The organism is Gimesia panareensis (assembly GCF_007748155.1).
Classification (GTDB): Bacteria; Planctomycetota; Planctomycetia; order Planctomycetales; family Planctomycetaceae; genus Gimesia; species Gimesia panareensis.
In genome coordinates this window covers 3,981,955-4,007,207 of the sequence record NZ_CP037421.1, presented here as the reverse complement: position 1 = coordinate 4,007,207, position 25,253 = coordinate 3,981,955, and the positions used below count along the sequence as shown (strand labels likewise).

The following is a 25,253-nucleotide window of genomic DNA, read 5'->3' as shown; positions in this document are numbered from 1 at the left end:
ATTCGAGTGAAACCGCCCAAGTCTGGGCAGACCGACTGGAGCGATTCGACCAGGCTGAAATCACCGTCGCGCAGTTCTGCCAAAACGGAAAACGTCTCAAAAGCGTCCTACTATTACTGGCGGCGGAAGGTCCGCGGCCGGCGGAAGATCCGCGGTACCACCAGGAGAGACCATCAACGGCTTCGCGACAGCACGTCTGCCCCTCCTCGACAGACGGGCAGAAAGCCGGCAGGCTTCCTGCCCGTCACGCTTGCAGCGTCCTCACCGGCCACTGTCATGGCCGTCGATCTGCCGGGCGGCATTCGCATTCGATTCGAGATCCCGTCCTGTAGCCAGGAGGCCCGCTCATGATGGGCTTGCCCAGCGGCACGCCCATCTACCTGTGCACCGAGCCGGTCGATTTTCGTAACGGCTTCGACGGTTTAACCGGCATTGTCACCGCGACGCTGGGTCAGAACGTCCTCAACGGTTCTCTATTCCTGTTTGTGAACCGCCGACGCGATCGTATCAAAGCCCTGTGGTGGGAGACCGGCGGACTGACGTTATGGTACCGGCGGCTTGAGCAAGGTACCGTTGAGCTGCCAACGCCCGAAGACGACAAAACCCACGTGACCATCGATTCGGTCGAACTGGCCATGTGGATCGCCGGCGTTTCGCTGAAGTCGTCCAGGCACAGAAGAAAGCGAATGACTGCGGTCTGAGTCGCAGCCTCATCAAAACATCCTTCGGCAAACCGGCCTGGCGAGAATCTATTTCGCGGGCCGGTTTTTGTTGGGATTTGCTTTTTTTATTGATCATCGGGTAGTGCGAAAAGTCCGAATTCTTATAATGCGTCCATCATGGCTGATGAATCACTTCCCCACGACATCCAAGACTGCCATCGCTTGATTGCGATGTTGCAAAGGCAAGTCGATGACGGGCAACAAACGATCAATCAACAAGCGACCCAGCTTTCACTCAAGGACAAGCTGGTCGAAGAACAGGCCCACTCGGTCTTGCAGCTCAAGGACAATCAGGACCAGCTCAATGAGAAAGTCACCGAGCTGAACCTGACGATCGAGAAACTTCTTAAACAACTCTACGGCCGTAAGAGCGAACGGCGAATCGACGGTGCCGGTCAGTTGCTGCTGGACCTGGGCGAGGAAGTCACGCCCGAAGTGGTCAGCGCGCTCGAAGAAGCGATCCGGCAAGCTGAACAAATTGCCCAGGACGCCGCTGAATCGAACCGAAAGTGCCAACCCAGGCGACCGCGACCCGACGACCGTAAATTCCCCGCCCACCTGCCGCGTTATGAGAAACTCGTTGACCTTCCCAAGGAACAACGCGAGGGATTGAAACTGATCGGCTACGATGAAGTCGAAACGCTTGAGTTGATCCGCAGTGAACTACGCGTGCGGGTGACCAGATATGCCAAGTACGCGCACCCAGCGGACAAAACCCAAGGCATCCTCAGTCCTGAGCGGCCGACCGGACTGGTCGAGGGCCATCGTTTCGATCCATCGATCGGTGTAGAAGTCGTGGCGGCGAAATACTTCTATCATCTCCCGTTTTACCGCCAGCAAGACCTGTTCGCCGGCAGTGGCTGGACCCCCAGTCGCAGCACGCTGCAAAACATCGAAGCGGGTGTTGAGTTTGCACTTCGTCCGCTGGCGGCGCACCTGCGCAGCTATCTGAAACAGGATCAAACGATCGGTTGCGACGACACCGGCGTGTTGTTGATTACTCCCGCCGCGATGCCGGATCTGTCCCGGCATCCCCGCGGGCAGCGGATCGGCGAGGTGCTGGAAACCGCGATCGCCGCCGGCAAGCCCAGCATCAACGCAAAGATGTGGGGCTATTACGCCTCGCGTCTTCCGGTGGTGGCGTTTGACTTCACGGTCAGTCGTCACCGGGACGGACCGGATGAAGTGCTCAGAGATTTCGCGGGCAACCTGATCGGAGATTGCTGGTCGGGTTTTCAGAAGATCGAGGTTCGAAGTGGCTCACGGATTACGTTCGCCGCGTGTTGGGCGCATGCGCGTCGTAAGATTGACGAGTGCCGCAGCGCGTTCCCGCTCCAGGTCGCTCAGCTCGAATCGTGGATTCGGATGCTCTACGACGTCGAGGACCAGATCCAGAGGCTCAATGCGTCCCAGCGGCTGGCCCGTCGCCGCCGCCTGTCGCGTCATGTACTGGGTCTGATCGAAGAGTACTTGTCCGGCGAAGAGATGTCGCCGGGTCGTGTTTTACCCAAGAGCAATCTTGGTCAAGCCGCTGCGTACATTCGTCGTCACTGGAAGGCCTTGTCGCGATTTATTGATGACGCCTCGATCCCGATTGACAACAACGATTGCGAACAACTGATGAAACGTGTGGCCACGGGTCGCAAGAATTGGATGTTCAAAGGATCGGTGTTCGCTGGTGATCGAGCGGCGAACCTGATGACGATCGTGGGTACGGCGATTCGTAACGACCTGGACGTAGCTGCTTACCTGCACGACGTGTTGCAGCGTGCCCTTGACGGCGAGACGGACTGGGCCAGGCTGGCACCGCACGCCTGGAGAGTGGACCACCCTGAATCGATTCGAACGTACCGCCAGGACGAGCGTCGCCAATCCGCTGACCGCAAACGCAAGCGTCGAGCCCGACGCCGCCTCAGCAAATAATCAGCCCCAGCGAAATGACTGGTCCTGGTGTACGGTTACGAATAAAGGACACTGGTTCTTACCAGCGCACTGGTAGAAGAAAATCAGTGCTGAAGATTAAAAAGCCTCATCCGGAAACAGGATCGGATGAGGCTTTGTTTTGTTAAGACGTTCTTTGATCAGGAAGCGTTGAGCGCCGCCCGCACACCCTCTGCGTAGGCCGGGTCGACCAGTTCGAAGTGTTTGAGCTGACGGTCGACAATTTCCTGGGGCACGCCCTGCATGGCGGCGGCGATGTTGGAGAACAGTCGCGATTTCTGTCCGTCGTCGAACAGACGGAACAGGGCGCGGGGCTGCGAGTAATCATCGTTGCCTTCGCGGTGATCGTAGCGGGCTGCATCGCCCGAAATCTTCAGTGGCGGCTCGGCGACATCGGGACGCTCGACCGGTCCGTTGAAGGAGTTCGGTTCGTAATAGGCGTCCACGGGGCAGCCGTTCGACTTGAAGTGCATCGATCCGTCTTTGTGATAGTGATGCACGGGGCACCGCGGCTCGTTGACGGGCAGCGCTTCGTAATGTGTGCCCAGGCGGTGCCTATGGGCGTCGGCATACGAGAAAATGCGGGCCTGCAGCATCTTATCGGGGGAATGGCCGATGCCGGGCACCACGTTGGACGGAGAGAAGGCCGCCTGTTCGATTTCCGCGAAATAGTTTTCGGGATTGCGGTTCAGCTCCAGTGTGCCCACGTGGATCAGCGGGTAATCGCCGTGCGGCCAGACTTTTGTCAGGTCGAACGGATTATAGGGCGTTTCATCCGCATCGGTTTCCGGCATGATCTGCACTTCGAAATTCCATTTGGGGAACTCACCCTTTTCGATCGAGTAGAACAGATCTTCCTGCGTACTTTCACGGGTCTTACCGACCACCTCTTCCGCTTCAGCGTTGGTCCAGTGCTGGTGCCCCTGCTGCGTTTTGAAGTGGAACTTGACCCAGAAGCGTTCGTTTTTCTCGTTGATGAAACTGTAAGTATGGCTGCCGTAACCGTTCATGTGCCGTACGTCGGTGGGTAGACCCCGGTCCGAAAACAGGATGGTCACCTGGTGCAGCGATTCGGGTGAGAGCGACCAGAAATCCCACATCGCGGTGGGAGACCGCAGGTTCGTTTTGGGATGCCGTTTCTGGGTGTGGATAAAATCGGGGAACTTAAAGGCATCGCGGACAAAGAAGACTGGCGTATTATTCCCCACCATGTCCCAGTTCCCCTCTTCCGTGTAGAACTTGAGGGCGAAGCCGCGCACATCCCGTTCCGCATCTGCCGCACCAGCTTCCCCAGCCACGGTGGAGAAGCGGGCCAGCATCTCAGTTTTGGTGCCGGGTTGCAGTACTTTGGCTTTCGTGTATTTACTGATATCGTTCTCGATGGTCAGTGTGCCGTACGCGCCCCAGCCCTTGGCGTGGACCACCCGTTCGGCGATCCGCTCGCGGTTCTGGTGTGCGAGTTTTTCAATCAGCTGGTAGTCCTGCAGCAGGACGGGGCCGCGCGGTCCCGCGGTGATCGAATTCTGATTATCGGGAACAGGGGCACCGCCGGTGGTAGTCAGCGTGGGCTTCTGATTCATCGTTTCCACTCCTTTAAAGGATTTGAATATAGATGATGCAGCTGAAACATGTAGCAAGTGATTCAGCTGCTCTCTCTTTAGTGAACTATACGGAGCTCAAATCTGGATGTCTAATACTATCTGTGTATAGTTGCGATAACCGGAATGCATGATCTGCATACTGAGGGAAACGCCTTTATTTTCTGGAAGTCGGACAGGCATCCTGTTGACTGGCATAGACGCGCAGTCGCTCCTGGAAGGCCTGCAGCAGTCGGCTCTGAAACCGATAGGGGTTCCAGACCATCGCGATTTTGCGAACTGGTTTCGTGCCGCTGATCGAACGATAAACGCGGCGGTCGCTCTGATCCAGCTTGCGCGCCATTTGCGGAATCATCGAGATTCCATGTGAGAGGGAGACCAGTTCCTGTACCATCGCCAGCTGGCTCGTCTGTTCGACGGCGACCGGATGAAATGAACGCTGACGACAGAATGAAACGATGTTGTCCGACAGGCAGTGTGCTTCGTCGAGCAGCACGAACGGGTAGTTCTTGATGTCGTTCAAGCGAATCTGTGGTTTGTTGACCAGCGGATGTTCGGGAGGCAGGACCAGCAGCAGTTCTTCCTGGAATAGCTCTTCCACTTCGAGGTAGCGGGCGGGGACCGGCAGTGCCACGATCGCGAGATCGACTTCCCCCTGTGTGCAGCGCTTGAGCAGTTTCTCGGTCGTATCTTCCTGGACGATAATGGAGGCCGCCGGGAACTCGGCGGAGAACTGTCGCAGCAGGTCGGGCAGAAAGAAAGGAGCGATGGTCGGGATCGCACCGATGCGGATCTGACCGCTCCGGCCGTCATCGGAGATTTCGGCTTTGGTATCTTCGATCAAGGAGAGGATCTGCTGAGCCCGTGCCTGCAATAGTGTCCCGGCTTCGGTGAGTGCGACGGAACGAGTCTTGCGTTCGAAGACCGGCTGGCCCAGTTCTTCTTCCAGTTTCTGGATCGAACGGCTCAGGGCCGGCTGTGAAATCTTGAGTTCTTCCGCAGCCCGGGTAAAGTTCCCCCGTTCTGCCACCCTGAGAAAATAGCGTAACTGATCCACTTCCATTGATGAGTGTCCCCGCAAAGTAATGTGATAATCACATTGTAAGGTGTGTCGTGTATAAATGAAATGCATGGAAGACGGACAGAATCCGTTTCAGGGGAGAATGGGGCAATCTTTTCGGTCTGAACTACCTAAATCATGTTATAATAGAGCGTTGAGATTTGATTCTGGACGGGCACAACGACGATATTTACGGAAGGGAAAGATCAGATGAACATATCAAGATCATTGCATGTTACCCGCCTGTGAATTACTATTATTAAATAGAGTCCCCGCCTGGCGTAAGAGAGTTCCCACCATGCTCACTCGTACGGAGTATTCAATGACCACTGGATTGAACCGCATTTGTCTCATTCTGTCGCTGATCACCGCTCTGGCGACCACCGCTTCTGCAGAGACGGGTAAGCCGGAACAGCTGACGTACGAAGAACATATCCGCCCCATTTTCCGCGCGCACTGTTACGACTGTCACGGTGCGACTCAGGATCTGAAGGGGGGCCTGGATCTGCGGCTGGTCCGTTTCCTGATCAAGGGGGGCGAATCGGGGGAATCCATTATTCCCGGGAAACCGGACGAAAGCTATCTGATCGAGCGGATTGAAAGCGGCGACATGCCTCCCGGCAAAGCTCGTGTCCCCCAACATGAAATTGAAATCGTCAAACGCTGGATCGCAGGCGGTGCGAAAACCGCACGCCCCGAGCCGGAATCGATCGGCGTCGGTTTAGGCATCACGCCGGAAGAACGCGCTTACTGGGCCTTTCAAAAGATCCAGCGTCCTGAAGTTTCTGCCGAAGCAAAACAGAACCGTCGCGTACGGACTCCCATCGATGCACTGCTTCTGCAGGCGATCCCTGAAGGGCTGACCTTCTCACCAGACACCGATCGGCGGACGCTGATCAAGCGGGCGTATTTCGATCTGCTGGGACTGCCTCCCAGTCCGGCTGAGATGCAGAAGGCGCTCGCGGATACATCAGACGACTGGTATGAAAAACTGCTGGATGAGCTGCTCGCTTCGCCGCACTACGGGGAGCGCTGGGCGCGGCACTGGCTGGATGTCGCCGGCTATGCGGATTCCGAAGGCTACACGGTCAAAGACGATGTCCGTCCCTGGGCCTGGAAGTACCGCGACTATGTCATCAAGTCGTTGAATGAAAACAAACCCTTCGATCAGTTTATTGCCGAACAGCTGGCGGGTGACGAACTGGCGGGGAAACGGGAAGGGGACCTGACCCCGCGGCAGATTGAACTGCTCGCTGCAACCGGGTTCCTGCGGATGGCCGCCGACGGTACCGGGAGTGGCAGTAATAATCCGGAAGCCCGGAACCAGGTGATTGCCGACACGATGAAGATTGTCGGTTCTTCACTGCTCGGACTCAGCGTGGCCTGTGCCCAGTGTCACGATCACCGTTACGATCCGATTCCGCAGTCCGATTACTTCGCGCTACGGGCGATCTTTGAACCGACCCTGGACTGGCAGAAATGGCAGACACCGCAGCAGCGCCGGATTTCGCTTTACACAGCAGCGGATCGCGCTGAGGCAGCGAAGGTCGAAGCGGAAGCGCAGAAGGTGCTCGCCGAGAAAAATAAAGTTCAGGCGAAGTACATGGCCCAGGCACTGGAGACCGAACTCAAGAAATACGAATCACCGCTGCGTGAGCAGCTGAAAGCCGCTTATGACACTCCCAACGCCAAGCGGACCGCCGAACAGAACGAACTGCTCAAGAAGCATCCCAGTGTGAATATCACGCCCGGCGTCTTGTATCAGTACATTCCGAAATCCAGAGAAGAGATGCAGGAGTTCGACAAGAAAGTCGCGGAGATCCGCAAAAAGAAACCGGTGGAAGAATTTCTGCGGGTCGCGGTCGAACCTCCGAATCATGTCCCGGTGACAAAACTGTTCCACCGCGGCGATTATCGTCAGCCCAAACAGGAGATCAAACCGGGCGCGCTGCAGGTCGTGTCTCCCCCGGATCAGCAGCATCTGTTCCCGGAAAATGACAAGTCTCTGCCCACGACAGGGCGGCGGCTCGCCTTTGCCCGCTGGTTGACCAACGGCGAACATCCGCTGGTTGCCCGTGTGCTGGTGAACCGTTTCTGGATGCACCACTTCGGTCGCGCCATCGTGGGCACGCCGGGTGAATTCGGGAAGCTCGGTGCGAGTCCCACCCATGAGAAGCTGCTGGACTGGCTGGCAGACGAATTTATGGCGCAGGGATGGGATCTGAAGAAACTGCATAAGACGATCATGCTTTCAACCGCCTATCGCCAGGCGGGGGCTCCTGATCCGAGTAAGGAGTCGATCGATGCCGACAACCTGTATTACTGGCGGAAGCCGATCCTGCGCCTCGAAGCGGAAACGATTCGCGACCGCATGCTGAAGGTAACCGGTCAGCTCGACGAGAAACTGTATGGTGCCCCGGTCAGCATTAAAGAAGATGATTTCGGACAGATCGTGGTCTCGGGCGATCAGCATCGCCGCAGCCTGTATGTGATGGCCCGCCGCAGTCAGCCGGTCGGCATGCTGCAGACCTTCGATGCTCCTGTGATGGAAACCAACTGTGAACGTCGTTCGAGTTCGACCGTTGCGACCCAGTCGCTGATGCTGATGAACGGGAGCTTCATCCTGTCCCAGTCCGGTATCCTGGCCGCACGGCTCGCCAGCGAAGCCCCCGAGCTGAAACCGGAAACGCTGGCACAACTGCCGGCACTCCCTGCGACCGCCAAGCCGGTCTGGAGCTACGGTTATCGCAGCCTGACAGATACGAAATCGCTGCAGGGTGAATTTACCGCGCTGCCGCACTGGACCGGCTCCAGCTGGCAGGGTGGCCCCAAACTTCCCGATCCCAACCTGGGCTGGGTCACGCTGAATGCCGGCGGTGGCCATCCCGCACAGAAATATGCCGCGGTTCGTCGCTGGACCGCTCCTGCCTCAGGCACGCTGTCTGTGACAGGCAAACTGCAGCACGGCAGCGAGCAGGGGGACGGCGTGCAGGCGCTGATCCTCTCCAGTCGATCCGGTTTGGCCGGTGACTGGAAAGCGCACCACAGTGCCGTCGATACCAAAGCGGCGTCGCTGGCGGTGCAGCAAGGCGATACCATCGATTTTATTACGGGCTGTAACGGGAATACCGGCTTCGATTCCTTCTCCTGGGGACTGCAGCTGACCCTCAAGTCCGAGGGGGGCCCGACTTTCAAATGGGATTCGGCAGCCGAGTTCCGGGGGCCGGAACCGGCTCAGAAAAGTCTCCCCGCCCAGGCTGCTTATGCCTTCGAATTGACCTACTGCCGCAAGCCGACTCCCGAAGAACTCAAGCTGGTGGTGGGCTTCATGGGAAATCAGCTGGCCTGGCTGCAGCAGCATCCGGATCAGTTGCCCAAGGGAGTCTCACCGGCCCGGCAGACGATGACCAACCTCTGTCAGACTCTGATGAGTTCCAACGAATTTTTATACATTGACTAATTGATGAGCCAGGGCAGCGCGAGTCGGTTTCCGTTCGTGCTGTCGGCATTCATAGACCTTTGAAATCAGGTGTGATACTGATGACACAGTTTTTCAGCAGAAGACAGTTTCTGGCAGAGAATGCCATGGGGATCGGCTCCGTCGCGCTGGCGTGGCTGCTGAACCAGGAACACGCACAGGCCCGCCCCAAGAGTGTGACCGCGGCGCAGGAGCACTTCGACCTCAAGCCCAAGCCCGCACCACTGGCACCGCAGGCGAAAGCGATGATCTCGCTGTTCCAGCACGGCGGTCCGGCGCACATGGACCTGACTGATCCCAAACCGGAGCTCTCAAAATACAGCGGCACCGATTTCAAAGGAGACGTGCAATACAGCTTTGTAAATGAAGCCAGCAAGAAGCTGTTCGGCAGTCCCTGGAAATTCAGTAAGCATGGTGAATGCGGGACTGAACTTTCGGAACTGCTGCCGCACCTGGGAGAGATCGTCGACGACATCTGCCTGATCCGTTCAATGCACACCGGGGCCAACGGGCATGAAGTTTCCATCCGCTATTTCCACGGTGGAATCCCGGGGGTCGTCGGTCGACCGAACCTCGGCTCGTGGCTGGTTTACGGACTGGGATCGGAATCTCAAAACCTGCCGGCTTACATGGTGCTCACCGATCCAGGCGGACTGCCCGTGGATGGCGTGACCAACTGGTCTAACGGGTTTATGCCTTCGCTGTTTCAGGGAACGGTATTGCGGCCCAAAGAACCGCGGATTCTGAATCTGGATGCCCCCGCGCACCTGCAGGGCGACTTACAGGCCCAGAACCTGGAACTGCTGGAGACCCTGAACCGCAAGCATTACGAGCAGCATCCGCACGAGTCCGATCTCGAAGCGCGGATTGCCAGCTACGAACTGGCGGCCCGGATGCAGACCGCGGCCCGCGAGGCACTCGACCTGTCTCAGGAAACACAGGCGACCCAGGAAATGTACGGCTTGAACAATCCCAAAACGCGCGACTACGGGACCCGCTGTCTGATTGCCCGGCGCCTGGTCGAACGGGGCGTTCGCTTCGTGCAACTCTTCCTGGGAGGTCAGCCCTGGGATAATCACAGTAATATTTCTACTGCGCTGCCCGGGATCTGTGGTCGTACGGATCAACCTGCGGCGGCACTCGTCAAGGATCTCAAGCAGCGCGGCATGCTGGATTCCACGCTGGTGCACTGGGGGGGCGAAATTGGTCGTCTGCCCGTGACCCAGGACCACGGCGATCCGAAGAAAGCGGGCCGGGATCATAACGGGCAGGGCTTCAGCATCTGGCTGGCCGGCGGCGGGATCAAGCCGGGAATGACCTTCGGCAAAACCGACGAATTTGGCCATAAGGCGGTCGAGAATGTGGTCACTCCCAATGACTTCCAGGCCACCATTATGCGACTGTTCGGCCTGGATCATCAAAAGCTGCTGTTCTTCTATAACGGACAGGAGCAAATGATTACCAATCACCGTCCCGCGCGTGTCGTGTCTGAGATTCTGGAGAAACCGGTCCCGACAGTCGGATAATACAGGTGTCTACGAGGCGTTTTGGCAACATTTCGTTAAATCCGTCAGTGAGCGGGAATATCGATCAACGGGTCGGTTTTTCCGCTCATTTTCAGTTTGCCTCCGTGACGGAAACAGGGAAAAGTTCAGGTACTTAATTAAACTTAAATATTGACAGTGTCGATTCACATTAGTAAGGTTTTATATAGAGATAGCGCTATCTTAAGCATCCCTCCACAACACAATCCCACCCCAATCAGAGCCGCCATGAATATCTTGCCTCAAGCTGCTTCAAAGCGTCTGTTATTTCTCGGTCTGAATCTTCTGCTGGCCACCTTCTGCTTCAGCAGTGTCGCACGCGCAGCAGAATCAAAGAAACCGGTCAGTTTCGTGAATGATGTCATTCCAGTTCTGACGAAGGCGGGCTGTAACATGGGGTCCTGCCATGCGAAAGCCGGCGGAGGGCAGAACGGCTTTCAGTTATCCATGTTGGGATTTGAACCACGGGAAGATTACGACAGCCTGGTCAAGGAAGCGCAGGGACGACGCCTGTTTCCTCTGGCGCCTTCACAAAGTCTGCTGCTGACCAAAGCCACAAACGAAACACCACACGGTGGCGGGAGCCGGCTCAAAAAAGATTCCGAAGGCTATCTGCTGATCAAACGCTGGATAGAAGAAGGCACCAGATGGGAGACCGGCAACGAACCCACACTGGTCTCCGTCGAAGTGCAGCCGGGGCGTGGTCTGGTCCAGATGGGCGAGAAACAGCAGCTCAAAGCCGTCGCGAAATATTCGGATGGCACGACGCGCGATGTGACAGAAAGAGCGCTCTACGAATCCAACATCAAATCGATGGCGGAAGTAGATGACCAGGGGCTTGTCAAAGTCCTGGATATTCCCGGCAAAGTCGCCGTGATGGTACGCTACCAGGGAAAGATGGCTGTCTTCACTGCAGCAGTCCCGCTCAATGCTCCCGTTCAGAAAGTGCCGAGCGAAAAGAACTTCATCGACAAGTTTGTCTTCGCTAATCTCAAGGAACTGGGAATTCCTCCTTCACCCGTGTGTGATGACGCGACTTACCTCAGACGGGTGACGATCGACATTTGCGGTCGGTTTCCCACTGAAGAAGAAACGCAGGATTTCCTTGCGGATACCACTCCCGACAAACGGGACAAGCTGGTGGAACGTCTGCTGCAGAGCCCGAATTATGCGGATTACTTCGCTTCCAAATGGACGCCCCTGTTGAAGAACCGCCGGGATGCCGCCAGCGATATTACATCGAACTTCGCCTTCCATGCCTGGATCCGCGACAGCATGCTGGCCAACGTGCCCTACGATCAACTCGTCCGCGAACTGCTGGGAGCCACCGGGACCGTGGTCAGCAATCCGCCGGTCGCCTGGTATAAACGGGTTAAAGACCCCAAGGAACAACTCGAAGACATCGCCCAGCTGTTTCTGGGTGTGCGGATGCAATGTGCCCAGTGCCATCACCATCCGTTCGAACGCTGGAGCCAGGACGACTATTACGGTCTGGCGGCGTTCTTCTCGCAGATTGGTCGTAAGCCGACGGGAATTCAGGGCGAAGACCTGATCTTCCATCAGCGGGGTGTGGCCCAGGCAAAGAACGTCAAATCGGGCGAAATGCTCAAACCGGTCGCCCTTGGCGATGAGGTCGGCGAGATCGCACCCGATGAAGACCCCCGCCTGAAACTGGTCAACTGGATGAGTTCGCCGGACAATCCTTTCTTCGCGAAAGCACTGGTTAACCGCTACTGGAAACATTTCTTCAAGCAGGCATTGATTGAACCGGAAGATGATATTCGGGATACGAACCCGCCTTCCAACCCGGAGCTGATGGCCGCACTGGAAGAGCATTTCGTTAAGTCCGGATTCGACCTGAAAGAACTGGTCAAGGTGATCACTCAGTCGCATACCTATCAACTGAGTGCGATGCCCAACGAATACAATCTGCTCGACCGCCAGAACTATTCCCGCTTCTATCCGCGACGACTGCAGGCAGAGGTGATGCTCGATTCCATTGATGACCTGGCCGGTGCAGAAACTTCGTTCGCAAACCTGCCGCCGGGCACCCGGGCGATCGCGCTCCCCGATAACAGCTACACGGGTTCATCCGCGTTTCTGAAAGTCTTCGGACGCCCGAACAGTTCCAGTGTCTGTGAATGCGAACGGGTGCAGACCTCCAGTCTCGCCCAGAGCCTGCACCTGATGAATTCCAGCGAAGTGAAATCCAAACTGGGAGCTGGCAGTGGCCGGGCGGCTCAGCTGGCGAAAGCAGAGGAACCGGTGGAAGCCAAGGTGAAGAAGCTTTACATGGCTGCCTTCTCCCGTGAACCGCGTCCCGAAGAATTAAAGACCGCAGTCGAATTCCTGACCACTCCCGTCGAGGAGGGGAAGACCAAAGCGGATACAAAGAAAAAACCAACCAGCAAAGATTACCAGGACCTGATCTGGGCATTGATGAACACGAAAGAATTCCTGTTCAATCACTAGGAAACCTGCCTGACGCGCGTTCTGAAACATACAAATTATCAATACATACTTTCAAACCAGAGGCCGTGAATTATGAAAGCTCTTCGACCGCAACTTTCACTCGTTGTGGGAATCTGTCTCATCACGCTGGGCATGTTTTCTTCCACCGCACAGGCACAGTCCGTCTGTCTGCCTGCACCGCGACTGCTGACAACGATGCCGATGGGCGGACAGGCTGGCACATCATTCGACGTCAAAATCGCCGGCCAGGATATCGATGATGCTGAAGAGTTGAACTTTTCACATCCCGGGATCACCGCAGAGCCCAAGCTCGACAAAAACGGTCTGCCAATCGCGAATCAGTATGTGGTGACGATTGCCAAAGACTGTCCGGCAGGCGTTCACGAAGCCCGTGTGATGACGCGGCTCGGTCTGTCTTCTTCCCGCGCCTTCAATGTGGGCACTCTGGCCGAAGCAGTTCAGACACCCGGCAAAAACGCGACACTCGAATCGGCCATGCAGCTGGATCTGAACTCGATCTGTAACGCTGTAATGACCAGCCGTAAGATTGATTACTACACCTTTGACGCCAAAGAGGGACAGCGGGTTGTTGTAGACTGTGCCGCCAAAGGCATCGATTCCAAGCTCAATCCGGTGGTGATCATTGCCAATGAGAAAGGTATGGACCTGGTCGTCGAACGCCGCGGCGGGATGCTCGATTTCAAAGTTCCCAAAACCGGTAAGTATGTTATTAAAGTCCACGGCCTGACCTACGACGGCGGTCCCTATCACTTCTATCGACTGGCTGTCAAAACGGCGCAGCCGGATGAAATCGTAGCGCGACTGCCTTCGATTCAGAAAGTGAGCGCTTTCTCCTGGCCTCCGGCCGGACTGACTGACGCCAACATCCGTCCTGAAGCCGAACCGAACAACAAGCAGACCCAGGCCCAGAAGATTACTCTGCCCTGTGATATCACCGGCAGCTTCTATCCCGCAGCGGACGTCGATACCTTCGAGTTTACCGCGAAGAAGGGAGAAGTCTGGTGGGTGGAAGTCGCTTCCGAGCGTCTGGGACGTCCCACCGATCCTTCGATCGTCGTACAGCAGGTGACAGGCACCGGCGCCGATGAAAAGCGAACCGATTTGGTCGAACTGAAAGACATTCCCAGTCCGGTGAAGGTTTCCAGTAACGGCTATTCCTACGACGGCCCTCCCTACAACGCCGGTTCGTCCGATATCCTCGGCAAAATGGTGATCAAGCAGGATGGCGTACATCGTCTGCAGCTCCGGGATCTGTTCGGCGGTACCCGCAACGATCCGAAGAACGTCTATCGCCTGATCATTCGCAAAGCGGCTCCCGATTTTGCGATTGTGGGCTGGGCTCTGCACATGAACCTGCGGAATGGCGACCGTAATGCCCTTTCCAAACCGATTGCCCTGCGAGGCGGCGCCACGATGCCCTTCGAGGTTGTCGTTGTGCGACGCGATGGATTTGACGGTGAAATCGAACTCTTCATGGATAACCTGCCCGAAGGTGTCACTGCCAGCGGGTTGAAAATTCCCAAAGGCAAGTCGCGGGGCATCATGCTGATTACGGTAGCAGAGCACGCACCCCGGGGTTACACCAGTGCCAACTTCTACGGCAAAGCGACGATTGACGGGAAAGAAGTCACACATCCCTGTCATCTGGCGTCCATGCAGTGGCCGGTGCCGAATGCCTGGAGCGAGATTCCCAGTCCGCGTCTGATGGCCGATGTTCCGGTTTCGGTGACCGATTCCGAACAGGCACCGATCACGATCGCTCCCACAGAAGACAAAGTGTTTGAAGTGACTGCCGGCGAAAAACTGACCATTCCGCTCAAGCACATTCGCCGCAACGATTTTTCCGGTGCGAATATTACTCTCAAAACGTATGGCGATGGTTTTGAAGGCAACCCGGCTTTCGATGCGACCCTGAAAGGGGACAACTCAGAAGCGGTTCTCGATCTGGCCAAACTCAAACCCGCACCCGGGGAATACAATATCGCCTTTTACGGCTATGCCGTCGCCCGTTACCGCGAAAATCCAGCCGGGATTGCCCTGGCAGAGTCGGGTTTGAAGCAGGCCAAACTGGAAGCGGAAGCCCTGGAAGCCCAGGCGGACAAACTGGCAAAAATCGCTGAGTCCGCTCCTGATGCTGAACGTCCCAGTGCGAAATCGGCAGCGAAAGAGGCAGCCGCCAAGGCAAAAGCAGCTCAGAGTGACATCGCCAAAGCCGATAAACAGTTAAAGGCAGCCGTAGCTCGCGCCAAACCCAAAGATATTGTTGACATCATCGTTTCCACTCCGATTCGTATCCGTGTCAATCCAGCTAAGAAGGCACAATAAAGATGACAGACAATTTTCATGCTTCATCGATTCTCCCCTGTCCGGGACCGGTCAATCGCCGTGGCTTCCTCCGCATGGGACTCGCTGGTTTTGCTTCCATGAGTCTGCCGGGCATTCTGCGTCTGCGGGCTGCCAGTCCGGTGCAGAAGAAAAAGGATAACACCGCCGTCATCATGGTCTGGCAGCCAGGCGGCTGTTCCCACATTGATACCTACGATCCCAAGCCGAACGCCCCGATTGAATACCGCGGCCCTTTCAACACTATCCGGACCAGCGTTCCGGGTATGGATTTCACCGAACTGCTGCCAATGCAGGCGAAGATCGCTGATAAGTTCACCGTACTGCGTTCCATGCGTCACGGCAGCCCCGGCCATCCCGCGGGAACACTCCGCATGCTGACCGGCGATACGGATATTCGCGACAAGTCGATTCCCAAATACCCGGACTGGATGTGCGTTACGAATTACCTGCGTGCCCAGCAGGGACCGCGGGAAAATCCGCTGCCACCATACGTAGGGATCAATTTCTCATCCCAGCGGGTCGGTGCCACGTACCTGGGTGATGCCTATGGTCCGTTTACCGTTTCGGGAGATCCCAATAAGCCCAATTTCAGCGTGCCGAATATCGGGCTTTCCAATTCGGCAGAAGTGACTCAACTGGATCGACGGGCCAGCCTCCGCGAAAAGCTGGATACGCTGGAACGCTCTTTTGACCAGGCGGGCGAACTCGAAGCCCTGGACGAATTCGAAGCCCAGGCGCTGACGCTGCTCACGAATCCCAAGGCCAAGGAAGCCTTTGATATCAGCAAGGAAGACGACAAGACACGCGATCGCTACGGTCGCAATACCTGGGGGCAGCAGCTGCTGATGGCTCGCCGCCTGGTGGAAGCGGGTGTCGATGTGATCTCGACCAGCCTCAGCGGTCCGTTGTGTGGCCGGGTGAATAACTGGGATGACCACGCCGTGAACCACCATGTATTCGACGCCCTGCGTTTCCGCTCACAGGCCTACGACCAGGCTGTTTCAGCATTGATTGAAGACATCTATGAACGAGGCCTGGATGAACGGGTGCTGGTCGTCGTGACAGGCGAATTCGGCCGGACTCCCAAGGTCAACTACCAGCCCAGTACCGGGGCCGGTAATGCCAGTGCTCCCGCCGGAACCAAGCAGCCTGGTCGCGATCACTGGCCACGCGCCTTCTCCAATATCTGGGCCGGCGGCGGTATCGAAACCGGACGTTTCATCGGTGCCAGCGATAAGCTGGGTGAAGATTCCATCGAGCGGATCTGTGGGGCCGGCGACTTCCTGGCGACGATTTACCATCACCTGGGCATCGATTCCTCGCATGTCTTCATCGAAGACTTCAACGGTCGTCCGACACCCATCGTCGCCGACCAGGGGAAACCGATTCCGGAACTGATCGGCTAAGCGACTCATCCGGGACTCTCGGTTGAGGAACTCTGCGTACTTCGCGAAGTTTCTCCGACTGGCTCTGTTACCAGTCCTGATCAACGTGTAGACTTTCGACTCGGAAGAATCCTCTTCTTGTAACTCAGAGGAAGCCGGCAGGTCGAATGAATACCTTTGTGGTTCTGGTTTATATCGCCGTCTATTTAAGCATGCTGCTGGGGGGCATCCCCGGTTTACGCGTGGACCGTACCGGTGCTGCACTGTTGGGGGCGATTCTGCTGCTGGCCGGGCGCGGAATTTCAGAGGAACAGGCTCTCACTGCCATCGATGTGCCGACTCTGGCACTGCTCTTCGGGCTGATGGTTGTCTCCGCCCAGTTTCAACTGGGAGGCTTTTACGGCTACGTGATGCAGCGCGTGGTGATGTATGACATGCCGCCCACGACGCTGCTGGCTGCCGTGATTGCTCTGACGGGCGCACTCAGCGCCATCCTGACTAACGATGTGGTCTGTCTGGCGGTTGCGCCGCTGCTGTCCCGGCTCTGTCTCAACAAACATCTGAACCCGGTCCCGTTTCTGCTGGCCCTGGCATGTGCCGCGAATATCGGCAGTGCCGCTACCCTGATTGGGAACCCGCAGAATATTCTGATTGGTGAATCACTGCAGCTCTCGTTTAATCGTTACCTGCTGGTTGCAACGCCTCCCTGTCTGGCGGGTTTGGCGCTGGTCTGGTGGATCATTGTGAAAGTCTACCGGGATCAATGGATGATTGAACCAGGGGAGGGGACTACGGAGGACGATAGACCTTTCGATCGCTGGCAGACGTTGAAGGGAGCCGTGATCCTGTTTCTGTTAATCGTGTGTTTCATGTTCGCCCCCTGGCCGCGGGAGCTACTGGCCCTTTCCGCTGCCGGCGTGTTGCTGCTCAGCCGGACTTTCTATTCACGAAATGTGATGGGGCTGGTGGACTGGCCGCTGCTGGTATTGTTTATCAGCCTGTTCATCGTCAACCAGGCATTTCAACTGGCCGGTGGAATGGACTGGCTGATGTCCCACGCTCGCTCAGCCGGTATCTCACTGGATGAACCGATGCCTTTGTTTCTGGGGACCGCTGTGTTGAGTAATCTGGTTTCGAATGTGCCCGCAATCATGTTGCTGCTCCCGGTTGTCGAAGGGGACAGCATGGGAGCACTCCTGGCATTGAGCAGCACCCTGGCGGGCAATTTTATCATTGTCGGCAGTGTAGCGAATATTATTGTCGTGGAAGCGGCCCGGCAGGTAGGGATTAAAATCAGCTTTCGGACGCATGCGAAGGTGGGGATCCCCGTAACGCTGACCAGCCTGCTCGTCGCAGGGGGCTGGCTCTGGCTGGTGACCTGAAAACTCAAAAAGGAATTCAACGCACAGTAAGACTCAAAGCACGGGACCGAGCATCGCGACTGAGTTATTCCAGAAGCGGCGTGTCATTGACCAGCCGTCGATGTCCTCCAGTGTCACTTCGGTGGCGGCGGCCAGGTACTGTTCCTGACGCTCCCGCACTGCAGCAGTCATTTTCGGATCGTAGTACAGGATGTTGTTTTCGTAGTTGAGGTCAAAGCTGCGGCGGTCCATGTTGGCCGATCCGATCAGCGTGATGTCGCCATCGAAGGTCAGCGTCTTGGCGTGCAGCAGGCCGCCGGAATATTCATAAATCTTCACACCCGCTTCCAGCAGTTCCCGGTAATAGCTGCGGCTGGCGGCAGCCACGAAACGGGAGTCATTGTGGGCGGGGAAAATAATCCGCGTATCCACGCCCCGATAGGCCGTGGCACACAGGGCTTCCTGCAGAGGTTCGTTGGGGACATAATAGGGGGTCGTGATGACCAGTTCTTTACGGGCCGTGTGAATCAGTGCTGTGAACATTTCAGGCATCGCGGAATTGCGGACCGTCGGGCCGGTGCCGATCACCTGGGCGGGCAGGCCATGCTCGAACGAGGGGACGGTATTTTCCAGCAAGTCAGTCAGGTCTTCATCAAAGTAGGTCATCCAGTCGCTGATAAACAAATACTGATTCTGGTGGGCAATCGGGCCTTCGAACCGCACTACGGCATCGACCCAGGGGGCAAATTTCGCCTTGATACGAAATTCGGCATCGGAACAGTTCTGGCTGCCGCAATAGGTGATGTGTCCATCGATCACGACAATCTTGCGGTGATTGCGCAGGTCGATGCGGCCGATCAGCATGCGCTTCAGCGGATTTCCGATCGGTAAAGCGATGGCCACGTCGACACCAGCCTGGCTCATCTCCCGCCAGTGTGCAGATCGAATCATCAGCCGCGAGCCCAGTCCGTCGGCCATGGCGCGGCATTTGACACCTCGGGCGGCGGCCCGCTTGAGGGCTTCGACCACCTTGCAGCCGTTATTATCGGGGAGCCAGATATAAAACAGCAGATGCACGTGTTTCCGGGCGGCATCGATATCGCGGACCATTTCGTCAATGACCGCGTTGGAATCGGGCAGCAGTCGGGCCTGATTGCCTCCGGCTGCTTCGAAAGTGCTGATCGATTTTCCCACGCGAAAGAGGTGCGTATAGCGTTCGGGGACCTGGGGGAGCGAGGGGTGATCGCATTCGTCATGGGGTGCTTTATACCGGGGCAGGCGAGCGAGAACCCGTTGCATGCGGGCGACACGGCGCCGACCGATGTTGACCTCTCCAAGCAGCAGATAGGCCAGGATTCCCGCGACCGGCACTGTCGCAATTACGACGATCCAGGCCAGACGGGACGTGGGCTCTCGGTGGGGACGCAGAATCACGCGAATAATCACCAGAATCTCGATCAGGATGTGTGTTTCCACCACGATACTGGTGATGCTCATCAGCGTCTCTTTCTCTATCAGGGAACTCTGTCTGCGTTATGTCAGAAACAACCGGTATCGGCATCGATCGGTTTCGGTCTCCGCAGAACAGGCCCAACTTACTGGATTGGGATCATTAGTTCAAGACCCGTCTCACATCTCAGGCAGGGGGCATTCTGACTGCAGACGCACTGGAGCGCAGGGGCTCTGTTCTCCAAATTATGGAATGATCACAAATTGATATATCGTAAAGTCGTGATGTTGTGATATAAAGTTTCTAGAAAATCTCTGCTGAAATTGAATCTCAATCAGTCATCGATTTTCAGGAGAAGCTTCGAAATCGGTTTCCTCTTTCCTGATTTTGGGTAAACTGGTTTCAGGAAGCAGGTGAACTCAGTCTGGTCATGTGCGTCGAGGGAAGATGATGAAAGCGGGAGCGTCTCACAAGTTCATATCGATCCTGTTCCGCGTGCTGTTATACGGCATCGGATTTGTGGCACTCATTCTGTTGATTGCCTGGCTGTCCGGGATGTTTGAAGAGAAAGTCCCTTCGGACTGGGAGGAACGCGGTGTGCGACGGCATACCAGCGAGCCGACCACCGAAGTGCACGAGGTGACCAAGCCGTATGTGGAAGAAGCGGTAGGGACCTTGAAAGCCTCCAGCCGCACAATTGTCGCATCGAAAGTGCTGGCCACGATCGACAAAATCTACGTCAAAGCCGGGGATCAGGTCAGTAAAGGTCAGCCGCTGATTGATCTGGACGCCAAGGAATATCAGGCCCGTTTGAGCCAGGCGAAGCAGGGGCTGGCGGCAGCTTCGGCGAACCGGGAAGATGCGGAAAAAGAGTTCCAGCGCGCCGAAACGCTGAAGAAGAAAAATGTGGTCACGAAGTCGGAATACGACCGGGCGATGCGGGAACTGCAGGTGGCACAGGCCGAGGAACTGCGGGCGAAGCAGCAGGTTACGGAAGCGGAGATTCTGCTCTCTTATACGAAAATCAAAGCGGTCCGGAACGGTCGGATCGTCGATCGACTGGCCGAGCCCGGAGACATCGCCAACCCGGGAACGCCACTTCTGGTATTGTATGACGCCACCTCACTGAGACTGGAGGCTCCCGTGATGGAGCGCCTGGCGGTAAAACTGAAGCCGGGAGATGAGCTCAAGGTCTATGTAGATGCGTTGAACAAAACCTTCGATGCCACCATTGATGAGATCGTGCCCCAGGCCGATGCCCCCAGCCGGTCGTTTCTGGTGAAAGCGAGTCTGCCCCGTTCCGAAGACCTTTATGAAGGAATGTTCGGACGACTGCTGATTCCAGCAGGCAGCAGGAAACATCTCTGTCTGGATATGGATGCCATCGACCGCATCGGCCAACTGGAATTCGTGGATGTGGTCAAACCGGACGGGACCCTGGAACGCCGCTACATCAAAACCGGACAGGTAGGCCTTCCGGGACGGCAGGAAGTGTTGAGCGGACTGCAGGCGGGAGATCAGGTGATTCTCAGGAAGAAGTCATCCCCGGCGGAGGAGAAGCAGCACGATGGCGAATGAGAATGATGTGAAGTCCGCAGAGTCGACCTCATTTCTGACCCGCATCGTCGAAGTTTTTCTGCGGGGGGATGTGGCGATTATGCTGGTGGTCGTCTCGTTAATGCTGGGCATCGCCTCGCTCTGGTTAACGCCCCGGGAAGAAGAGCCTCAGATCGTAGTGCCGATGGCGGATGTCTTCGTTTCGGCTCCCGGACTGTCGGCAGAGGAAGTCGAAGCACAGGTCACCGATCGCCTGGAGAAGCTGTTATACCAGATCGACGGCGTGGAATATGTCTATTCCATGTCTCAGCCCGGCCAGTGTGTGGTGACGGTCCGCTTCTTCGTGGGGGAAGACCGCGAAGATTCCCTGGTGAAGCTCTATAACAAAATACATTCTTCCACCGATCTGATTCCACCGGGAGTCAAGTCGTGGGTGGTCAAGCCGGTGGAAGTGGATGATGTGCCGATCGTGATTGCCACGCTCTGGAGTGACCAGCCTGAAGTTTACGGCGATCATGAACTGCGGCGGATTGCAGAACAGCTGCAGCACAAACTGCAGGCGATTGAGAATACAAACCGCGTGGAAGTGGTGGGAGGACGTCCCCGGCGAATCCGCGTGGAACTGAACCCCCAGAAGCTGGCCGCCTATCACACCTCGCCTTTACAGATCAGCCAGGCGCTGCAGGTCAGTAACATCCTGGTGCGGAGTGGTGAGTTCGAGCAGCAGAATGAAGAGTTCATCGTCGAGACCGGCACCTTCATCAAAAATATTTCCGACCTGGAAAATATCGTCGTCAATGTCGCCGGGGAGCGACCCGTCTATCTGAAGAATGTAGCACAGGTGATCGATGGACCGGCGGAAGTCGAAAGCTATACCTGGATCGGTTTCGGAGCCGCAGACAAGGCACATGCCAGTCAGGATCAGTTGTATCCCGCGGTGCACCTGTCGGTCGCCAAACGCAAGGGAACCAATGCGGTCTGGGTGGCGGATGCGGTGGAGAAAAAACTGGAAATGCTGTCGAAAAGCCATTTTCCGACCGGCGTGCATTTTCGGATTACCCGCGACTACGGTGAGACGGCCAATGAAAAAGTAAACGATCTGGTGGAAGCGCTGATCGTGGCTGTGATCACGGTGATTGCGCTGATCGGGGTGGTGATCGGCTGGCGGGCGGCCCTGGTGATCGCGCTGGCGATTCCCGTCTGTTACAGCCTGACGTTGTTCGTGAATCTGCTGACCGGTTACACGATTAACCGGGTGACAATGTTTGCCTTGATCCTGGCTTTGGGACTGCTGGTCGACGATCCGATTACGGATGTGGAAAACATCGCCCGCTATTTTTCCATGAAAATTCTCCCTCCTCGTCAATCCGTGCTCCGCGCGGTTCAGGAAGTACGTCCCGCCTTGATTCTGTCGACCCTGGCGATCATCGTCAGTTTTCTCCCGCTGGCCTTTATTACCGGGATGATGGGGCCTTATATGGCGCCCATGGCGCTGAATGTCCCTTTGACGGTGACGTTTTCCACAGTAGTCGCGTTTGTAATTACTCCCTGGCTGTCCCTGGTCGCACTTCGCAGGCTGGTGGAATCCGAGGTAGAGAACGAGCAGGCCTACGATCTGACCCGCATGCCTCTCTATCGGCTCTCGCGTGCTGTGCTGCAGCCCATTCTTTCACGACGCCTCTATTGCTGGGGCGTGTTAATGGGGATCCTGTTGCTGCTGGTGGGAGCGATGGTTCTGCCCATCCTGCGACTGGTGCCAGTGAAGATGCTGCCTTACGATAATAAAAACGAATTTCAAATCGTGCTCGATCTGCCGGAAGGGACCACGCTGGAACGGACCGATGCCGTCGCGAAACAGATCGGCCAGTATCTGAGTGGCGTCTCCGAAGTGCGGGACTATGAGATCTTTTCGGGGCTGGCTTCCCCGATGGACTTCAACGGCATGGTCAGGCATTACTTTCTCAGGAAAGGGGCGAATGTCGCTGAGATCCGTGTCAACCTGATCGACAAAGCCAAGCGTGTGCAGCAGTCACACGAAATACTGTTGCGCCTGCGGGAACCTTTGAAAAAACTGTCCGACTCGCTGGATGTCAATCTGAAACTGGTCGAAGTGCCTCCCGGTCCGCCGGTGTTGTCGACAATCACGGCGGAAGTTTATGGCCCCGAGGATGGGACCTACGCGGAAATGATCGATGTGGCCCGTGGTGTGGAGCAACGACTGATTCAGGAGGAGGCTGTGGTCGATGTAGACGTGAGTGCCGAAGCGGATCAGGTTCGCTGGTTGTTTGAAACAGATAAACCCAAGGCAGCTTTGTCCGGAATTTCGACTCAGACGATTGCTGAGACGATCCGCGTGGCACTGGAAGGGGACCGGGCGACAGTGCTGCATCTGCCTCACGAGGTGGATCCCCTCTGGATTGAACTCAGGCTGCCGCGTGCCCGTCGTTCGGCTATCGATGATCTGGAAGAACTCTATGTGCAGGGTAACAGCGGACAGATCGTCCAACTGGGATCGCTCGGAAAGTTTGTTAAAACGCTGGATGACAAAACGATCTACCATAAGAATCTGAAACGCGTGGTCTACGTGTATGCGGAAGTCGCCGGTCGTCCCCCTGCGGATGCGATCCTGGATCTGGAGGCAGATCGAAACCTGTTGGAAACAGAGCGACCGGCTGAGACGATTGCCCTGGAATCACGGACCTGGTTCTCTCCGGGAGCCGGCATTCCCTGGTCTGTGCCCGCGGGATATACGGTCGACTGGGCCGGTGAAGGAGAATGGAAGATTACCCTGGATGTCTTTCGCGACCTGGGGATCGCATTCGCTGCAGCATTGCTCAGTATCTTTGTGATTCTGATGTTTCAGACCGGCTCACGGATTCTGCCGATCCTGATCATGCTGGCGATTCCGTTGACGCTGATCGGGATTCTCCCCGGCTTCTGGCTGTTGAACGTGCTGATGAATGTGCCGATCGGAGGTCATGCAAACCCGGTCTTTTTCACAGCGACCGCGATGATCGGGATGATTGCCCTGGCGGGGATTGTGGTCCGTAATTCCGTTGTACTGATCGATTTCATTCACCTGGCGGAAAAAGAGGGTTTCCCGTTACAGGAAGCCGTCATTCGTTCGGTTGCCGTGCGGACACGGCCCATTCTGCTGACGGCAGGCACCACGCTGCTGGCGAACTGGGTGATCACGCTGGATCCGGTCTTTTCCGGTCTGGCGTGGGCCATCATCTTCGGTATCGTCACTTCAACGCTGTTTACGCTGATCGTGATTCCGGTGACCTACTGGCTGATTTATCGGCCCCGGACTGAGGCGCCTGCGAAACCCTGATTGAACGGGATCCGCTGTGGTCGAGGTCTTAGACAATTCGTCAGGGATGAGCTAAGATCAACTCTGAATGTCTGAGATATTTTGACCGATCTACTGAATGATTTCTGGAGTACCGCTGATGCTGCCCCTTAGTTTTCCTGGCACGAGCCTGGTCTTTTTGATTCTGCTGGCGTCTGTTTTGAACTCGCATGCATTCGCGAGTGAGCCGGCTGCGTCGCGTTTTCAGGAATGGAAACGATTTCCGGCCCGCGAAGCGCATCAGGCGGTGGCCGTGGATGGAAGTGCTTTCTATGCGATTTCCAGCCGCGAGATTGGCCGGTACGACAAGCAGACTGGCCAGCTGATCAAACTCTGGTCGCCTCCGCGCGATTCCCACATCCGTCATCTGAACAGCGGAATTGTGATTGACGGCAAACTGTACTGTGCTCATTCGAACTGGCCGGCATCGCCATTGAAAAACACGATCGAAGTCTTTGATGCAAAGAATCTGCATCCTTTGCAGACGCTGACGTTCCCGGATACGACCGGGGCCATCAATTGGGTGGATCGGCTGCAGGGAAAGTGGTGGGTGGTCTTTGCCTTTTATGGTAAAGCGGACAATGTAAAGCGGACTCGACTGGTTCGCTATAACGATCAATGGGAGCCTGAGGCAGAGTGGACGTTTCCCGAGCAGGTTGTGCAACGTTTTCTGCCCAATAGCAACTCTGGAGGTGCCTGGGGACCGGGCGGTCTGCTGTATACGACCGGGCACGATCATGGCGAGCTCTACGTGTTGCGCGTGCCTGAGAAGCCGGGCGTCATGGAATACGTGGAAACCATTGCCGCTCCGATCGCGGGGCAGGGGATTGCCTGGGATCAGGCTGAAGAGGGAATCCTGTATGGCATCATTCGCAAACAGAAAGAAATCGTCAAACTGCAGCTGAAACGGGCACAATAATCGTCAGCTGCCAAAGTTGTCGTCGACGCACGATTGCATCAGGCAGC

Annotated in this window: 15 protein-coding genes; 12 read left to right on the top strand and 3 right to left on the bottom strand. The window is 56.5% G+C overall.

Annotated elements, in window-relative coordinates; genetic code table 11:
- Positions 1 to 6 precede the first annotated feature (6 nt).
- The 3 genes from Enr10x_RS14825 to tnpC all read left to right on the top strand — a co-directional run bounded on the left by Enr10x_RS14825 (position 7) and on the right by tnpC (position 2,645).
- Positions 7 to 351 (top strand): hypothetical protein, encoded by a 345-nt coding sequence (locus tag Enr10x_RS14825; RefSeq protein ID WP_145447816.1) that lies wholly within the window; start codon positions 7 to 9, stop codon positions 349 to 351.
- Positions 348 to 701, top strand: coding sequence for an IS66 family insertion sequence element accessory protein TnpB (tnpB, locus tag Enr10x_RS14820; protein ID WP_145447815.1), 354 nt, complete (start codon positions 348 to 350; stop codon positions 699 to 701). Before Enr10x_RS14825 ends, tnpB begins: the two co-directional genes overlap by 4 nt.
- A 138-nt stretch (positions 702 to 839) precedes the next feature.
- A complete protein-coding gene (gene tnpC / locus Enr10x_RS14815) occupies positions 840 to 2,645 on the top strand; it encodes an IS66 family transposase (RefSeq protein WP_145447814.1) in 1,806 nt (601 codons plus the stop codon).
- 158 nt (positions 2,646 to 2,803) lie between these two features.
- Here tnpC and Enr10x_RS14810 read toward each other — a convergent pair whose 3' ends face one another.
- Both Enr10x_RS14810 and Enr10x_RS14805 read right to left on the bottom strand, forming a co-directional pair.
- Positions 2,804 to 4,243 (bottom strand): catalase, encoded by a 1,440-nt coding sequence (locus Enr10x_RS14810; RefSeq protein WP_145450442.1) that lies wholly within the window; start codon positions 4,241 to 4,243, stop codon positions 2,804 to 2,806.
- A gap of 175 nt (positions 4,244 to 4,418) precedes the next feature.
- Positions 4,419 to 5,324, bottom strand: coding sequence for a LysR family transcriptional regulator (locus Enr10x_RS14805; RefSeq protein WP_145450438.1), 906 nt, complete (start codon positions 5,322 to 5,324; stop codon positions 4,419 to 4,421).
- 319 nt (positions 5,325 to 5,643) lie between these two features.
- Here Enr10x_RS14805 and Enr10x_RS14800 point away from each other — a divergent pair, with 319 nt between their 5' ends.
- The 6 genes from Enr10x_RS14800 to Enr10x_RS14775 all read left to right on the top strand — a co-directional run bounded on the left by Enr10x_RS14800 (position 5,644) and on the right by Enr10x_RS14775 (position 17,949).
- The gene (locus Enr10x_RS14800) at positions 5,644 to 8,781 is read left to right on the top strand and encodes a PSD1 and planctomycete cytochrome C domain-containing protein (RefSeq protein WP_145450436.1); all 3,138 of its coding nucleotides are present in this window, start codon (positions 5,644 to 5,646) and stop codon (positions 8,779 to 8,781) included.
- A gap of 80 nt (positions 8,782 to 8,861) precedes the next feature.
- The gene (locus tag Enr10x_RS14795; protein WP_232093016.1) at positions 8,862 to 10,325 is read left to right on the top strand and encodes a DUF1501 domain-containing protein; all 1,464 of its coding nucleotides are present in this window, start codon (positions 8,862 to 8,864) and stop codon (positions 10,323 to 10,325) included.
- Positions 10,326 to 10,571: 246 nt separating this feature from the next.
- Complete coding sequence (locus Enr10x_RS14790; protein WP_145450433.1) at positions 10,572 to 12,815, top strand: DUF1549 and DUF1553 domain-containing protein; 2,244 nt, start codon at positions 10,572 to 10,574, stop codon at positions 12,813 to 12,815.
- A gap of 72 nt (positions 12,816 to 12,887) precedes the next feature.
- Entirely contained in the window at positions 12,888 to 15,161 is a 2,274-nt protein-coding gene (locus Enr10x_RS14785) for a serine protease (protein WP_145450431.1), read from the top strand.
- A 2-nt stretch (positions 15,162 to 15,163) separates the two neighbouring features.
- Positions 15,164 to 16,588 carry a DUF1501 domain-containing protein gene (locus Enr10x_RS14780; RefSeq protein ID WP_145106353.1) on the top strand — a complete coding sequence of 475 codons (1,425 nt, stop codon included), beginning with the start codon at positions 15,164 to 15,166 and terminating at the stop codon, positions 16,586 to 16,588.
- Between the two features lie 146 nt (positions 16,589 to 16,734).
- Positions 16,735 to 17,949: an anion transporter gene (locus Enr10x_RS14775; RefSeq protein ID WP_145450428.1), complete on the top strand. Its 1,215-nt coding sequence runs from the start codon at positions 16,735 to 16,737 to the stop codon at positions 17,947 to 17,949.
- A gap of 33 nt (positions 17,950 to 17,982) precedes the next feature.
- Here Enr10x_RS14775 and cls read toward each other — a convergent pair whose 3' ends face one another.
- Positions 17,983 to 19,425 carry a cardiolipin synthase gene (cls, locus tag Enr10x_RS14770; protein ID WP_145450426.1) on the bottom strand — a complete coding sequence of 481 codons (1,443 nt, stop codon included), beginning with the start codon at positions 19,423 to 19,425 and terminating at the stop codon, positions 17,983 to 17,985.
- Positions 19,426 to 19,825: 400 nt separating this feature from the next.
- Between cls and Enr10x_RS14765 the strand changes: the two genes are divergently transcribed.
- The 3 genes from Enr10x_RS14765 (at position 19,826) to Enr10x_RS14755 (ending at position 25,206) form a co-directional block, all read left to right on the top strand.
- Positions 19,826 to 20,956 carry an efflux RND transporter periplasmic adaptor subunit gene (locus tag Enr10x_RS14765; protein WP_197997212.1) on the top strand — a complete coding sequence of 377 codons (1,131 nt, stop codon included), beginning with the start codon at positions 19,826 to 19,828 and terminating at the stop codon, positions 20,954 to 20,956.
- Entirely contained in the window at positions 20,946 to 24,269 is a 3,324-nt protein-coding gene (locus Enr10x_RS14760; protein ID WP_145450423.1) for an efflux RND transporter permease subunit, read from the top strand. Before Enr10x_RS14765 ends, Enr10x_RS14760 begins: the two co-directional genes overlap by 11 nt.
- A 118-nt stretch (positions 24,270 to 24,387) precedes the next feature.
- Positions 24,388 to 25,206 carry a hypothetical protein gene (locus tag Enr10x_RS14755; protein ID WP_145450421.1) on the top strand — a complete coding sequence of 273 codons (819 nt, stop codon included), beginning with the start codon at positions 24,388 to 24,390 and terminating at the stop codon, positions 25,204 to 25,206.
- Positions 25,207 to 25,253 lie beyond the last annotated feature (47 nt).

Bases quoted from the DNA above. Each gene is read 5' to 3' on its own strand.
- Enr10x_RS14785 (WP_145450431.1), top strand. From the start codon at position 12,888: ATGAAAGCTCTTCGACCGCAACTTTCACTCGTTGTGGGAATCTGTCTC.
- Enr10x_RS14765 (WP_197997212.1), top strand. From the start codon at position 19,826: ATGATGAAAGCGGGAGCGTCTCACAAGTTCATATCGATCCTGTTCCGC.
- cls (WP_145450426.1), bottom strand. From the start codon at position 19,425: ATGAGCATCACCAGTATCGTGGTGGAAACACACATCCTGATCGAGATT.
- tnpB (WP_145447815.1), top strand. From the start codon at position 348: ATGATGGGCTTGCCCAGCGGCACGCCCATCTACCTGTGCACCGAGCCG.
- Enr10x_RS14795 (WP_232093016.1), top strand. From the start codon at position 8,862: ATGACACAGTTTTTCAGCAGAAGACAGTTTCTGGCAGAGAATGCCATG.
- tnpC (WP_145447814.1), top strand. From the start codon at position 840: ATGGCTGATGAATCACTTCCCCACGACATCCAAGACTGCCATCGCTTG.
- Enr10x_RS14805 (WP_145450438.1), bottom strand. From the start codon at position 5,324: ATGGAAGTGGATCAGTTACGCTATTTTCTCAGGGTGGCAGAACGGGGG.
- Enr10x_RS14775 (WP_145450428.1), top strand. From the start codon at position 16,735: ATGAATACCTTTGTGGTTCTGGTTTATATCGCCGTCTATTTAAGCATG.
- Enr10x_RS14790 (WP_145450433.1), top strand. From the start codon at position 10,572: ATGAATATCTTGCCTCAAGCTGCTTCAAAGCGTCTGTTATTTCTCGGT.
- Enr10x_RS14760 (WP_145450423.1), top strand. From the start codon at position 20,946: ATGGCGAATGAGAATGATGTGAAGTCCGCAGAGTCGACCTCATTTCTG.
- Enr10x_RS14780 (WP_145106353.1), top strand. From the start codon at position 15,164: ATGACAGACAATTTTCATGCTTCATCGATTCTCCCCTGTCCGGGACCG.
- Enr10x_RS14800 (WP_145450436.1), top strand. From the start codon at position 5,644: ATGACCACTGGATTGAACCGCATTTGTCTCATTCTGTCGCTGATCACC.
- Enr10x_RS14810 (WP_145450442.1), bottom strand. From the start codon at position 4,243: ATGAATCAGAAGCCCACGCTGACTACCACCGGCGGTGCCCCTGTTCCC.
- Enr10x_RS14755 (WP_145450421.1), top strand. From the start codon at position 24,388: ATGCTGCCCCTTAGTTTTCCTGGCACGAGCCTGGTCTTTTTGATTCTG.